The organism is Ancylobacter crimeensis (assembly GCF_023016805.1).
GTDB lineage: Bacteria > Pseudomonadota > Alphaproteobacteria > Rhizobiales > Xanthobacteraceae > Ancylobacter > Ancylobacter crimeensis.
The window spans coordinates 39,987-53,070 of record NZ_JALKCH010000016.1 but is presented as its reverse complement, the minus strand read 5'-3'; the positions used below and the strand labels follow the sequence as shown (position 1 = coordinate 53,070).

Below are 13,084 nucleotides of genomic sequence, written 5' to 3'. Positions count from 1 at the left end.
ACCGGCGCCTCGCAGGGGGTGGACGCCGTGTGCCCCTGAGTGTTCCGTCCGGACGGGAGAAGGACAAACGATCAATTCTACTGTGCCGATAAGCTGGAATACCTCTCGCCGGTGCTGGCAAGCTGGGCTTGGCCACGCATAAGAACAGCTAATTTGCTCCGCACTGCCCGCCTTTCTATGTTCGCGCCAGAGGCGTGCGCACCCCTTGATGGTGCCCGTAACGTCCAGGCGGGCGGATGTTGCACGGCTCATGTCGCGGGCGGCCGGCGCCCGCAGTGCCGCGACGCATGTACGTCGTCCCGGCCGCGACGATGAGGGCGTCATGACCAAGCTCGGCCTTTTCAACCTGATGGGCCTCTACGACCGCAACACTTCGCCGGCCTCGGTGCTGCGCACCACGGTGGACATCGTGCGCATGGCGGAGGATTTCGGCTTCGACGTCGCGTGGTTCGCCGAGCACCATTTCACCAACCATTCGATCTGCCCGTCCTCGCTGCTCATGGTCTCCCACGTCGCGGCGGAAACCACCCGCATCCGCCTCGGCCCGGCGGTGCTGGCGCTGCCCTTCTACGAGCCGCTGCGGCTCGTGCAGGAGGCCGCCTTCGCCGACCTGCTGACCCGCGGGCGGCTGGTGCTGGGCCTCGGCTGCGGCTACCAGCCCTATGAGTTCGACCGTTTCCGGGTCGATCCCGAATACCGGCACAAGAAGATGCTGGAGACCTGGGACATCCTCGAACAGGGTCTCACCTCCGGCATCGTCGACTATTCCGGGGAGATGTTCTCGATTCCGCGCACCGAGCTGTCCATGCGCCCCTTCGGCCTCGCCATGCCGGAGGTGTTCGTCGCGAGCTCGCATCCCGACATCCTCGCCCGCATGGCGAAGAACGGCGACACGCCCTTCATGAGCTTCGGCCATCGCGGGCTTGCCGAGGCGGTGGCGTTCCGCGAGACCATCGCCGGGCGCTGGCAAACGGCGGGCGGCGATGCCGGGACCATGCCGCTCGCGGTGCAGCGCTACATCTACGTGACCGACGATCCGGTGGATGCGCGCCACGCCGCGCAATGCGTGCGCAACCTCGCCCGCGCCGCGGTGCCGCTCTCCACCGCCCACCCGTCCAAGGACGGCCCCTTCCTGCGGCTGATGCCGCTGAACGACGAGCCCCCGCTCGACGACTTTCTCGACAACGCCGTGATCGGCCCGGCCGATTACTGCGCGGAAAAGCTGGCCGAGGAGATCGAGGCGCTGCAGCCCTCGCACCTGTCCTGTTTCATGGGCTTCGCCGGCATCGGCCGACGCGAGACGCTTGCCTCGCTGGAGCGTTTCGGCTGCGATGTCATTCCCCAGCTCGAAGGTCTGGTCGAGCTGCGGGACGGCTCCCTGCAGGACGCGGCCTGATGACCAAGCTCACCGACGAGCCGCTCTTTCCCGCGACCGGCACCGCTGACCCGCCGGTGCGGGCGGCCGTCCCGCTCGCCGCGCCCGCCATCCGCCGGCCCACCCGCCTGCCGCCGCTGAACCTGTTCCGCGTTTTCGACGCCGCCGCCCGTCACGGCAATTTCACCACCGCCGCCGAGGAGCTGTGCGTCACCCAGTCGGCGGTGAGCCAGCAGATCCGGCAATTGGAGGAACTGCTGGAGGTCCGCCTGTTCCGCCGCATGCCGCGCCGGGTGGAGCTGACCCGCGAGGGCACCGCGCTCGCCAGCGCGGTCGGCGAATCCATGGCGCTGCTGGTGCGGGCCTGCGAGCGGATCGTCGATCCCAAGGCACCCGTGGTGCTGTGCGTGAACGCGCCGCCCTCCATCGCCTCGCGCTGGCTGGTGCCGCGGCTGAAGCGCTTCATGCAGCTCCAGCCGCAGGTGAAAGTGACGCTGCTCGCCTCCAGCGACCCGGTTGATTTCGACCGGCAGGACATCGACGTCGCCATCCGCTGGGGCAACGGCGTGTGGCCGAACGCGCGGGTGGAGATGCTGGCGCCCGACCGGCTGTTCCCGGTGTGCAGCCCCGCCTTGCTGCGCGAGGGCCCGCCGCTGGCACGGCCGGGCGACATCGTGCACCACACGCTCCTGCAGGTGGTGAGCGGCAGCTATTGGGGGGCATGGCTCGCCGCCGCCGGCGTGGGCGGCCTCGCTTTCGAGGAGACGCTCTATTTCAACGATGCCGGCCTGATGCTGGATGCCGCCGTGCAGGGACAGGGCGTCGCGCTGGCGAGCCCGCTTCTGGCGGAAAGCGACCTCAAGGCCGGCCGCCTCGTGCGGCCCTTCGATCTCGAAATCGAAACCGGCTCGGCCTTCTACGTGCTCACCAGCCCCGACTTCTCGGAAAAGCCGGCGGTGGCCGAGTTCCGGAGCTGGATCGGCTTCGAGGGGCGGGAAAGCGGCTGAGCCGCGCTTCGGCGCACCCGATGCCAACCCGCCTGACACCGGCCCGCCGGCAGGCTACAGGGACTTTTCCCCTTTTCGCAGGACAGGATCTTTCATGTTGCGTTTGGGTTTCGTCGGCACCGGCACGCTGGCCGCCGCCGTCATCGACGGTCTGCAGCACACCCATGGCGAGCGCACCGACATTCTGGTCTCGCCGCGGTCCGAGGCGGTTTCGCGCGGCCTTGCCGAGCGCCATGCCAATGTGACGCGCGCCTCCAGCAATGAGGAGGTGGTCGAGAATGCCGATGTCGTCTTCCTCGGCGTGCTGCCTTCGCAGCTCGAGGTGGTCGCCGGCCTGCCCTTCCGCGCCGATCAGGTGGTGGTCACCTTCCTCGCCGGCGTCGCCCATGCCCGCGTCGTGGAGGCGGTGGCGCCTGCGAGCCGGGTGGCGCGGGTCATCCCGCTGCCGCCGATCCGGCTGCGGCAGGGGCCCATCGCGATCTACCCCGCCGATCCTGTCGTGGAGGAGCTGTTCGGCGGCCTCGGCACCCTGGTGGTGGCGCAGAGAGAGGCCGACCTCGGCAATATGGGCATCGCCAGCGCGATGATGTCGACCCATTATGCCATGCAGAATCGCATGATCGGCTGGCTGGGATCGCGCGGCATGAGCCCCGCCATGGCCGAGGCCTATGTGCGCGCCATGTTCGCCGGGCTCGCCGCCATCGGGCTCGATGCGCTCGCCCATGGCGAAAGCGTCGATCCCGCCCATCACGAGACGCCCGGCGGCCTCAATTGGCGCGGACGCGGTTACCTCACCGAACAGGGCTGGTTCGACGCGGTGGACGGCGCCCTCGACGCCATCGAGGCCCATGCCCACGATCTGTCGAAGAAGAAGGGTTGAACCTCACGCCAGAAGCGGGGCGGCGATTTCCGCGGCAAAGGTCTCGGCGATGGCGAGGATCGCGGCGTGGACCGGGCCCGAGGTGATCGCCGGGATCACCGAGGCGTCGACCACATGCGCGCCCTCGAAGCCGTTCAGCCGCAATTCGGCATCGACCACCGCGCCGTCATCCGCCCCCATTCGGCAGGTGCCGACCGGGTGGTGATGGGTGATGACGGCGCGGGCGATGAAGGCGTCCAGCCCGGCGGCATCCTGCACGTCGAGACCGGGATGGACTTCCTCCGCCCGCCAGTCTTTCAGCGCCGCGCCATGGCCGATCTCGCGCGCCAGTTCCAGCGCCCGGCGGGCGAGGCGGCGGTCATTCTCGGTGGAGAGATAGGCCGGGTCGATCAGCGGCGCATCGGCGAGATCAGGCCCGGTCACCGCGAGGGACCCGCGCGAGGTGGGGTGGGTGACGCCGGAGAGCAGCGTATAGGCGCTGCCATAGGCCGGCGCTTCCAGCCTTTCCGACACGCTCGGCGCAGCGACGCAGCCGAGCACGACATCCGGCGCCCCCTCCGCGCGCATCGGATCCTGCGCGTTCAGATACATCAGCGATTCGGAATGCTGCAGCTTCGAGGGCGGCACCGGGCGCCTGGCGCGATAGACGTTGCCGGCCGTGAGCAGGTGGTCGTGCAGGTTCTGCCCGACGCCGGCACGGTGCGCGCAGCAGGCGATGCCGGCGGCCTTCAGCACCGCCTCAGGACCGATGCCGGAGCGCATCAGCAGAAGCGGGCTCGCCACCGCCCCGGCGCAGAGGAGAACCAGCCCGGCATGGATCGGCGCGGTCCTGCCGCCCTGCTCCACCAGCGCGCCGACGATGCGGCGACCATCGAGGATGAGCCTGTGCACCAGAGCGCCGGTGATGAGCGTGAGGTTCGGCCGGCCGAGCGCCGGGGTCAGCCACGCATCGGCCGCGCTCACCCGCCGCCCCTCGCGGATGGTGAGGGAATTCGGCGCCACGCCGTTGAGCGGGCCGCCATTGTGCTCGCCGATCCATGGAATGCCGCGGCCGAGCCCTGAATCCATATAGGCCCGCACCACCGGGCTCACCTCGGCGCAAGGCAGATACACCGGCAGCGGCCCGTGCCCGCCATGCACGGCGTCGACCCCGCGCGAGAAGCGCTCGCTGCGCCGGAAGCCGGGCAGCAGGCCTTCGTAAGACCAGAGCCGGCTGCCGGTCACCTCGGCCCAATGCTGGAAATCGTCCGCATGGCCGCGCACATGGGCCATCGCGTGCAGGCAGCTCGACCCCCCGACGATGCGCCCCCGCGGCCAGGGATGGACCCGCCCCGCCGTGCCCGCCTGCGGAACGGTGGCATAGGCCCAGTCATAGGCCCGGCCTTGCAGGAACGGCCACTTCAGCGGATCGGCGATGTCGGGATCGGCGGGCGGCTGCCCGGCCTCGACGAGCCCGACGTGTACATCCGCCCGCTCCGAAAGCCGCGCCGCGAGCACGGAACCGGCCGAGCCGGCGCCGATGATGAGCACGTCGAAGGACGCCATGGCCGTCCGGTCTCCGGGTGGTGGAAAGAAAGGCCGTCGGGTCAGGGAAGACCGCCGGGCGCGAGTCGGCCCATGATCTTCTGCTGCAGCGTGGCGAGATGCTGCCACATCGCGCGCTCCGCCGCCTCGGGATCGCGTGCGGCGATGGCCTCGGCGATCGCCTGGTGCTCGGCATCGCGCAGGCGCACGCGCTCCGGCAGCAGCGTGGCGTCGCTGTCGGTGAAGCGCAGGCGCCCGTCGCTCGCCACCCGGTGCAGCAGCACATACAGCTCGGACGCCAGCGCATTGCGCGAGCCGGCGGCGATCGCCTTGTGGAACACCATGTCGGCGGCGATGGGATCGGCGTCGGGCGCGGTACTGGCGGCGCGCAGGATGCGGTCGATCTCGACCGGCGTGGCGCGCAGCGCGGCAAGCCGGGCCAGCGCGGGTTCCAGCACGAGGCGAAGCTCCATCACCTCCAGCGGATTGGTAGAATTGATCAGGCTGCGGCCATCGTCGTGGCCGGCGACCGGGGCGGCGCGGCGGCCCGCGCGGGCAGGCTCCAGTTCGCCGCGCTCGCGCAGCAGGCCGAGCGCGCGGCGCAGGGTGTGCCGCTTCACGCCGAGTTCCTCGGCCACGGTACGCTCCGGCGGCAGGCTGCCGGTGCGGGCGATGATGCCGCGCAGCGCCTCGACCAGATCATCCAGCCCCGGCCCCTCGCGCGGTCCCTCGTACCCTGCCGGAACGCCGGCATCGACATCTCGCGCTGGAAGCGGCTTCCCACTGTCCCTGGCGCCTGCTTTGGCGTGACCCTTGGCCTGTCCCTTACGCCCCGTCTTGTCCGCGACTGCGTCCATCGGCATCACTTCCGTTCACACGCGGAACCGGCACCGCTCGCCGCTGCCGGTTCGCCGCCAAACCGACGTCCGCGTGGCGCCCCACATGCGCCTGCACGCGATGCAGTGTAGGTCCCGCGAAACCGAGTTACAACATTGGTTGCCTTCTGGTCGAACCCTTTTACCCACCGGAACCGAACAGAAAGGCGTGACTGCGGCGCTCGGGCAGTGATACCGACCATCTGAATACGCTTGGGAAGCCGCGATAAGACCGGATCGTCCCAACCTCGCGCCACAGGGCGAAAGAGAGTTGCCGCGGCGGGTTTCAGGTGCCAATCTCTGACCATTCCTGCAGTTTCGGTCGATGTTTGGTTGATCGGCCAACGCGTTTCCGCCCGCTGCGTTTCCCGCCCGCCCCCGCGCTCTCCGGCGCGGCCAGCCTCACGGACCCGACCATGCGCTACGCGCCAACCGCCTCCCCGGTCCTGACCCTCACCACCGGCCCCGTGGACGCCTACCCCGCCGTGCTGCGGGGATTGGCGACCACGGTGCTCTACGATTACGACCCCGCCTTCCAGGCCACCTATCAGCGCGTCAGCGAGAAGCTGGCCGGCGTGGTGAAGGCGCAGACCATGCCGGTGATCCTGCATGGCGAGCCGGTTCTGGGGCTGGAGGCCGCGGCGGCCTCCCTGCTCGGCGCCGGCGACGTGGTGCTGAACCTGGTCTCGGGCGTCTATTCCAAGGGTCTCGAGGATTGGGCGAAGCGCTCCGGCGCGGAGATCGTCGAGCTTGCCGTGCCCTATGACCGCATCCTCGACCCCGCGGACGTCGCCCGCGCGCTGGAGGCGCGGCCGGATGTCACCGTGGTCTCTCTGTGCCACCACGACACCCCCTCCGGCACGGTGAACCCGGTGGAGGCGATCGGCGCGGTGGTGCGGGCCCACGGCGCGCTGTTCCTGGTGGACGCGGTCTCGTCCTTCGGCGGCATGAAGGTGGATGCGGAAAGCAGCGCCATCGACCTGCTCGTCACCGGCCCCAACAAGTGCCTCGGCTGTCCACCCGGCCTGTCCATCCTCGGGGTGTCGGAACGCGCCTGGGCGAAGATGGAGGCGAACCCGACCGCGCCTCGCGGCTCGATCCTCTCCATCCTCGACTGGAAGGAGGCGTGGCGCGCCGACCGGCCCTTCCCCTTCACCCCCTCGGTCGCCGAGGTGAACGGGCTGGAGGCGGCCATCGACCTCTATTTGGCGGAAGGGCCGGAAAACGTCTGGGCCCGCCACGCCCTCACCGCGAAGGCCACCCGCGCCGGCGTCACCGCGATGGGGCTTCAGCTCTGGGCGGCGGAAGAGAGCTTCGCCGCCCCGACCTGCACCGCCGTGCGCACCCCCGCCGGCATCGACGAGGCGGCTCTCAGGGCCGAGGCGCGGGCCCGCTATGGCGTTGTCTTCTCCTCCGGCCGCGGCGAGACGCTGGGCAAGCTCACCCGCATCGGCCATATGGGCCCGACCGCGCAGCCCATCCACGCCGTTCCCGCGCTCGCCGCTCTGGGCGGCGCGCTGTCCGCGCTGGGATGCCGCGTCGATGTCGGCGCCGGGGTCGCGGCGGCGCTGGCGGCGATCGACGCCGGCTGAACGGGACGAACCGGGCGCCGTCATCGCGCGCCCCGCACATAATGGGTGCCGAGCGCCGCCGGCAGGCTTGCCCGGCGGCCGAACAGCACAAGCACCAGCAGCACGGCGGCGAAGGGCAGCATCTGGATCACGTCGGTCGGGATGCTCACCCCCGCCACCTGCAGCGCCGTGGTGGCGGACAGGCACGCGCCGAACAGCAGCGCTCCGGCGAGCACCCAGAACGGATTGCCCCGCGCCTGCATCGCCAGCACGATGCCGATGAAGCCCGCGCCATTGGTCATGAAGGGCACGAAGATGCCGGCGCCGACCTCGGCCATGAAGGCCCCGCCGACACCCGCCAGCGCACCGGTGGTGAACACCGCGAAGCTTCGCACATTCACCACGTCCACCCCCGCAGCATCCAGCGCCGCCGGCTTGTCACCCGCGGCCTGCAAGGCGAGGCCGAGCTGGGTGGAACGAAACACATAGGCCGTGACGAACACCGCGAGGATGGCGAGATAGACGATCGCCGGCCGGTCGAACAGCGCCGGCCCGATCACCGGCAGCTCCGAAAGGCCGGGGATCGGCAGGGTCGGCACCGCCGGCAGGCGCGGATAGCTCTGCGCGAACTGGAAATGGTGCAGCAGCGCCGTCAGTCCCTCCGTGCCGAGGGTCAGCGCGATGCCGATGACGATCTGGTTGAGGCCGAGCCGGATGCAAAGCACCACCATCGGCAGCGCCACCGCCATGCCGCCCACCGCCCCGCCGAGAAAACCGAGCCAGACCGAGCCGGTGGTGTAGGCCACCACGAAGCCGAGATAGGCCCCCATCAGCATCATGCCCTCGATGCCGATATTGAGGACGCCGGCCTTCTCGGAGATCTGCTCGCCGAGCCCGGCCAGCAGCAGCGGCAGGCCGGCGGTCAGCGCGCCGAGCACCAGCGAGGTGAGAAAGGCGTCGGTAAAGAGCGCACCCATGCCTCGTCCCCCTCAGCGTCCGGCCGCGCGGCGGCGCTGGTCGAGATATTCGGTGACCCCGAGCATGACGAGCAGGATCGCCACCACCACGAGAGTGAAGAAGTTCGGCACCCCGGTACGCCGCGCCGCGCTCTCCCCGCCGATCGACAGCACGGAGAACAGGAAGACGAAGGCGATGGAGGCGAAGCCGTTGAACCGCGCGAGGAACACCAGCGGGATCACGGTGAGGCTGTAGGCCGGGTTCCAGTCCGCCCGCACATTGCCCTGCACGCCCAGAATCTCGACCGCCCCGGCGAGCCCGGCGAGCCCGGCCGAGAGGGCGAAGGTCAAAACGGTCAGCAGCGGCACGTTCAGCCCGGCATGGACCGCTGCGCGCGGATTGGCGCCGACGATGCGCAGCTTCAGCCCGAAGGCGGTGCGGGTCATGACGACATGCACCGCGATGATGGCGACCAGCCCGATCAGCACCCCGCTCGACACCGTGGTGTCGAACAGCCGCGGCAGCCGGTCGGCAACCGGCAGGGTGCGGGTCTGCGGCACGGTGGTGGTCGGGTCGCGGAAGAACAGCTTCACCAGCACATTGGCGAAGGACACGCCGAGAAAGGTCATCATCAGCGTGGTGATGATCTCGTTGACGCCCTGATAGGCCTTGAGCAGGGCCGGCAGCAACGACCACGCCGCCCCCACCAGCGCCCCGACGAGAAGCGCCGCCAGCAGCACCAGCCACACCGGCATCAGCGGCGCCAGCAGGGGCGCGAGCGCCGCGACCACCACCGCGCTCAGCAGGAACTGGCCGTCGCCGCCGAGATTCCAGATGCCGGCCCGGAAGGCGACGATCAGCCCCGCGGCGATCAGCAGGAGCGGGCCCATGCGGGTGAAGGTGGCCTGCACGCCATAGGGCGAAAGCAGTCCGCGCTCGACCACATAGCCGTAATAGGCCAGCGGATCGACGCCGAGCACGAGCAGCAGCAGCCCGGAGAGCACCAGCGCGCCGAGGATCGGCCCGAGCGTCATCACGACGAGCCGCCCCCTCTCGCGCCACGCCCCGCCGCGCCCGCCCGGCGCAAGCGTCGCGCCTGCCGCGCCCATCCCGGTGGTTTCGCTTCCGGTCCCGCTCATGCGCCCACGCCGCTCATCAGTTCGCCGACGCGAGCCCGCGCCGCATCGTCATTGTCCACCATTCCCACCACATGGCCGCGCGACATGACAGCGATACGGTCCGACAGCTCCAGTACCTCCTCGAGATCGGTCGAGATGAGGATGACCGCGAGCCCGCGATCGGCCGCTTCGCGGATGCGCTGGCGGGTGGCGCGGATGTTCTGCACGTCGAGCCCGTAGGTCGGCTTGGCGAAGATCACCGCGCGGGTATCCCCCGTGAGCTCGCGGGCCAGCAGCGCCTTCTGGATATTGCCCCCGGACAGCTTCCCGATGGGCGTCGAAATGCCCGGCGTGCGCACGTCATAGGCCCCGACCAGCCGCTCGGCATGGGCGGCGATCGGCTCCGGGCGCTCAAAGCCGTTGCGCCAGAACGGGTCTTTGCCGACCTGTTTCAGCAGGAGATTCAACGAGACCGGGAAGCTGCCGACCGTACCCTCGCCGAGCCGATCGTCGGTGACATAGGAGAGGCCCCGCGCGCGCCGCCCCCCGACATCGAGCCGCTCGACCGCCTCCCCGCCGAGGCGGATCGTCCCGGCGGCAAGGCGGCGCTGGCCGGCGAGCGCCTCCGCGAACTGCTTCTGGCCGTTGCCGTCGATGCCGGCGAGGCCGACGATCTCGCCCGGCGCAACCGACAGCGTGACACCGGACACCGGCACCGCCATGTCGTCCACCGCCAGCTCCTCGATCTCGAGAAGCGGCGGAGCGCTCACCCGGCGGCGGACGGCACGGGCGCCGCCCTCCGCAGCCGCCTTCCGGTCGCCCGTTCCGAACATCAGCCGGATGATCTCCGCGGTCGCCGCCGCCGGGCCGAGCGCCTCCAGCCTTTCCGGCGCGATCTCGCCCACCTTGCGGCCGAGGCGAAGCACGGTGATGCGGTGACCGAAGGCCAGCGCCTCATTGAGCTTGTGGGTGATGAACACCACCGCGATGCCGAGCGCGGTGAGCCGGCGCATCAGCGCGCCGAGGTCTTCCGCACCCTTGGGGGTCAGCATCGCGGTTGCCTCGTCGAGGATCAGCACCCGGCTGCCGCGCATCAGGGCGCGCACGATCTCGACCTGCTGCTGCTCGCCGAGCGAGAGCGTGCCGACCCGCGCATGGGGGTCGATCCTCACCCCGATATCGGCCGCCACCGCCGCCATTCGCGCCGCAATGCCGGTCCGGTCCGGGCGCGACCACCAGCTTCCGCCGAGCGCCATGTTGTCGACGACGCTGAGCGAGGGCACCAGCATCGAATGCTGGAACACGGTGCCGATGCCCAGCTCCAGGGCGCGCGCGGGGGACGAAATGCTGGCCTCGCGCCCGTCGATGAGGATGCCGCCCTCGTCCGGCGTCTGCAGCCCGGAGAGCATGCCGACCAGCGTGGACTTGCCCGCCCCGTTCTCGCCGAGCAGCACATGGACCTCGCCGGGGAACAGGTCGAAGGCCACGCGATCATTCGCCACCACGCCGGGAAAGCGCTTGGTGACATGGTCGAGGGTGACGATGGCGCCGGACGAGGGCGGCGGGCCAGATGCGGCCTCTGGCGAAGGGGCGGGTTCGGTCATGCTGTGCTCCCTCTCCCCATGCCAGGCCCCGGTAAGGCCCGGCTCAGGGCGGCGCCTGCTCCGCCAGGGGTCGACGCCGGATCACTCCGGCATCGCCCGGGAACAGGCCGTACCAGGCGTGCGCCCGCTTACTGCGCAGTCGGCAGGGCGGTGACGAGCTTGTGCACGCTGTCGGCGTCGAAATGCGCCTCGACCTTGATCTTGCCGGAGATCACATCAGCCTTCAGCGCTTCCATCTGCGCCCACACATCGTCGGGAATGTGCTTGGTCTTCAGAAGCTTGACCGAGCCATCCTTGAGGTTGATGTCGTAATTGTGGGTGCCGTAGGAGCCAGCCTTCACGTCCTTGATCATCGCCGCATAGACCGGCTCGAGGTTCCACACCACCGAGGAGAGCAGGTTGCCCTTGTCGATGGGTGTCTTGTCGCCGATCACGTCGATGAAATAGACCGGCCCGCCGCCGGTGGACTTGTTGGTCTCGACCGCCTGCAGCATGCCGAAGCTGGAGCCGTTGCCCTGGCCGAAGATGATGTCGGCGCCGGCCGCGATCAGCGCCTCGGTCACGCGCTTGCCGCCCGCGGCGTCGGAATAGGCCGCCGGACCGATCACCGCATAGCGCACCGCGATGCCGGGCTTCTCGGCCTTGGCGCCCTCGGCGAAAGCGGAGGACTGGGCGTTCCAGGACGGCGGCTCCCCCGAGACCACGATGCCGACCGTGCCGGTCTTGCTCATCTTGGCGGCGAGCCGGCCGGCGAGATAGGCCCCCTCATGGCCGCTGGCGGTATAATCGGCCACCGCGCCGGGCTTCTTGGCGTCCGGGCGGTCGACGATGGCGACCGGCACCTTCATTTCCTCGCCGATTTCCGGGGCGGCGGTGTTGTAGCCGCTGGCATGGGCGATGATGAGGCCCGCACCGTCCTCCGCCATCTCGCGCAGCGTCGGACGCACGTCGCCATAGCCGAGATTGTCGGCGACGACCACCTTCACGCCCGCGGCGGCACCGGCCGCCTTGGCAGCGTCGATGCCCTGCTGGTTCCAGCCGTAATCGGTGCCGGCCTCCGGCGTCAGGATGGCGATGGAGGTCAGGTCCGCCGCCCGGAGCGCCGAGGGTGCAAGGCCAGCGACGGAAAGCAGTGCAAGCGCGGCACCGCACAGCAACATCTTTCTCATGGAAGGTCCCCTTATGATATTTCTACCGTTTATTATTTTCCTGCCAGATATTCTGAACTATAAAAGCACCGGATCGGCAGGAGAATTCCGGGAATGCGAAAGATCATCCTTCAGGCGATCGTTGCCCTGCTGCCGCTCACGGCGGGGCCACATGCCGAGGAGGTCCATAAGGTGGAGCGTGGCACGGAAGGACTCTCCGTCATTCGCTTTCATCTGGTGAACGAGACCGACCGACCCCTCGCCTGCGCGGCGGCGATCGCCCACTGGTACTCGGCCGAACTCGGCACCGCCGCGCCGCATGGCGAACTCAGCGCGCAGCTCTGGTCGCGGCCGAAGACCGGCGAGGTTTTCCTCCTCAACCGGAACCAGGACAATATGCCGGTGCAGACCCTGTGGTGCGGCTTTGCCGGCGCCGACGTCTCGACCCGCAGCGACATCCTCCTCGCCCGCCGCGCCGGGGCGGTGGAGCCGGCCATCGAGCTGCGCTGCACGGCGACGGAAGGCGGCGCCACGCTGGAATGTCGCCGCGCGGTCGCCGACTGAAGCCGGCGCGGCGCTATCCGTCCTCGATATCCGCATGCCGACCCTCCCGCGGCTCGTGGATGCCGCCGAAACGTGCGTCGTTCTCAACCAAAAAGCCAGAACCAAAATGGGTGGTCAAGCACCACGCCAACCAAATCGGTTCGATCAGAACGCCGTCTGCGAATCGGCGGCATGGCATCGCCTATATTTTAATCAGCGCAATCGACAAGAAGCCCCTTAGGTTTAGGCCATCTTTATCCTTTGGGGCCCGATACGGCGTAATTATATTTCAGAATAACCATTTTCGCTTAAATTTCACGCACAGATGCGCCTCACCAAATGGGCTTGACCATTTTTGCGGTTTAATGGTTGGATCGCCGTCGCCCGAACCCGAGACGAGCACCGGGCGGCCGCGTGCCCCCGCCGGAAGGCGGCCGCTGGCCGAACCGGATGCCACCACTGCCTGCCGAAACGGCGCGGGA

The 13,084-nt window shown here is 69.3% G+C and carries 11 protein-coding genes; 5 read left to right on the top strand and 6 right to left on the bottom strand.

Annotated elements, in window-relative coordinates; all coding sequences use genetic code 11:
• The first annotated feature begins 322 nt into the window (after nt 1–322).
• The 3 genes from MWN34_RS18725 (at nt 323) to MWN34_RS18715 (ending at nt 3,262) form a co-directional block, all read left to right on the top strand.
• Entirely contained in the window at nt 323–1,396 is a 1,074-nt protein-coding gene (locus MWN34_RS18725) for an LLM class flavin-dependent oxidoreductase (protein WP_247030838.1), read from the top strand.
• Complete coding sequence (gcvA, locus tag MWN34_RS18720; protein ID WP_247030837.1) at nt 1,396–2,382, top strand: transcriptional regulator GcvA; 987 nt, start codon at nt 1,396–1,398, stop codon at nt 2,380–2,382. Before MWN34_RS18725 ends, gcvA begins: the two co-directional genes overlap by 1 nt.
• Nucleotides 2,383–2,476: 94 nt before the next feature.
• Nucleotides 2,477–3,262 carry an NAD(P)-binding domain-containing protein gene (locus MWN34_RS18715; protein WP_247030836.1) on the top strand — a complete coding sequence of 262 codons (786 nt, stop codon included), beginning with the start codon at nt 2,477–2,479 and terminating at the stop codon, nt 3,260–3,262.
• 3 nt (nt 3,263–3,265) lie between these two features.
• Here MWN34_RS18715 and MWN34_RS18710 read toward each other — a convergent pair whose 3' ends face one another.
• Nucleotides 3,266–4,807 carry a GMC family oxidoreductase gene (locus MWN34_RS18710; protein ID WP_247030835.1) on the bottom strand — a complete coding sequence of 514 codons (1,542 nt, stop codon included), beginning with the start codon at nt 4,805–4,807 and terminating at the stop codon, nt 3,266–3,268.
• A gap of 41 nt (nt 4,808–4,848) precedes the next feature.
• Nucleotides 4,849–5,643: a FadR/GntR family transcriptional regulator gene (locus MWN34_RS18705; protein WP_247030834.1), complete on the bottom strand. Its 795-nt coding sequence runs from the start codon at nt 5,641–5,643 to the stop codon at nt 4,849–4,851.
• Between the two features lie 434 nt (nt 5,644–6,077).
• Here MWN34_RS18705 and ppaT point away from each other — a divergent pair, with 434 nt between their 5' ends.
• Complete coding sequence (ppaT, locus tag MWN34_RS18700) at nt 6,078–7,253, top strand: pyridoxamine--pyruvate transaminase (RefSeq protein WP_247030833.1); 1,176 nt, start codon at nt 6,078–6,080, stop codon at nt 7,251–7,253.
• Between the two features lie 20 nt (nt 7,254–7,273).
• Here the strand turns inward: ppaT and MWN34_RS18695 are convergent, their stop codons facing one another.
• From MWN34_RS18695 to MWN34_RS18680, 4 genes are all read right to left on the bottom strand, one after another.
• Nucleotides 7,274–8,209, bottom strand: a complete 936-nt coding sequence (locus MWN34_RS18695) for a putative B6 ABC transporter permease subunit 1 (RefSeq protein WP_247030832.1) — start codon at nt 8,207–8,209, stop codon at nt 7,274–7,276.
• Between the two features lie 12 nt (nt 8,210–8,221).
• On the bottom strand, nt 8,222–9,328 hold the full coding sequence (locus MWN34_RS18690; protein ID WP_247030831.1) for a putative B6 ABC transporter permease subunit 2: 1,107 nt from the start codon (nt 9,326–9,328) through the stop codon (nt 8,222–8,224).
• Nucleotides 9,325–10,911 carry a putative B6 ABC transporter ATP-binding protein gene (locus MWN34_RS18685; RefSeq protein WP_247030830.1) on the bottom strand — a complete coding sequence of 529 codons (1,587 nt, stop codon included), beginning with the start codon at nt 10,909–10,911 and terminating at the stop codon, nt 9,325–9,327. Before MWN34_RS18685 ends, MWN34_RS18690 begins: the two co-directional genes overlap by 4 nt.
• A gap of 128 nt (nt 10,912–11,039) precedes the next feature.
• Complete coding sequence (locus MWN34_RS18680; protein WP_247030829.1) at nt 11,040–12,080, bottom strand: putative B6 ABC transporter substrate-binding protein; 1,041 nt, start codon at nt 12,078–12,080, stop codon at nt 11,040–11,042.
• A gap of 93 nt (nt 12,081–12,173) precedes the next feature.
• Between MWN34_RS18680 and MWN34_RS18675 the strand changes: the two genes are divergently transcribed.
• Nucleotides 12,174–12,623: a hypothetical protein gene (locus tag MWN34_RS18675; protein ID WP_247030828.1), complete on the top strand. Its 450-nt coding sequence runs from the start codon at nt 12,174–12,176 to the stop codon at nt 12,621–12,623.
• Nucleotides 12,624–13,084 lie beyond the last annotated feature (461 nt).

Excerpts from the sequence above, each read along its gene's own strand:
- MWN34_RS18725 (WP_247030838.1), top strand. The coding sequence starts at position 323 with ATGACCAAGCTCGGCCTTTTCAACCTGATGGGCCTCTACGACCGCAAC.
- gcvA (WP_247030837.1), top strand. The coding sequence starts at position 1,396 with ATGACCAAGCTCACCGACGAGCCGCTCTTTCCCGCGACCGGCACCGCT.
- MWN34_RS18715 (WP_247030836.1), top strand. The coding sequence starts at position 2,477 with ATGTTGCGTTTGGGTTTCGTCGGCACCGGCACGCTGGCCGCCGCCGTC.
- MWN34_RS18710 (WP_247030835.1), bottom strand. The coding sequence starts at position 4,807 with ATGGCGTCCTTCGACGTGCTCATCATCGGCGCCGGCTCGGCCGGTTCC.
- MWN34_RS18705 (WP_247030834.1), bottom strand. The coding sequence starts at position 5,643 with ATGGACGCAGTCGCGGACAAGACGGGGCGTAAGGGACAGGCCAAGGGT.
- ppaT (WP_247030833.1), top strand. The coding sequence starts at position 6,078 with ATGCGCTACGCGCCAACCGCCTCCCCGGTCCTGACCCTCACCACCGGC.
- MWN34_RS18695 (WP_247030832.1), bottom strand. The coding sequence starts at position 8,209 with ATGGGTGCGCTCTTTACCGACGCCTTTCTCACCTCGCTGGTGCTCGGC.
- MWN34_RS18690 (WP_247030831.1), bottom strand. The coding sequence starts at position 9,328 with ATGAGCGGGACCGGAAGCGAAACCACCGGGATGGGCGCGGCAGGCGCG.
- MWN34_RS18685 (WP_247030830.1), bottom strand. The coding sequence starts at position 10,911 with ATGACCGAACCCGCCCCTTCGCCAGAGGCCGCATCTGGCCCGCCGCCC.
- MWN34_RS18680 (WP_247030829.1), bottom strand. The coding sequence starts at position 12,080 with ATGAGAAAGATGTTGCTGTGCGGTGCCGCGCTTGCACTGCTTTCCGTC.
- MWN34_RS18675 (WP_247030828.1), top strand. The coding sequence starts at position 12,174 with ATGCGAAAGATCATCCTTCAGGCGATCGTTGCCCTGCTGCCGCTCACG.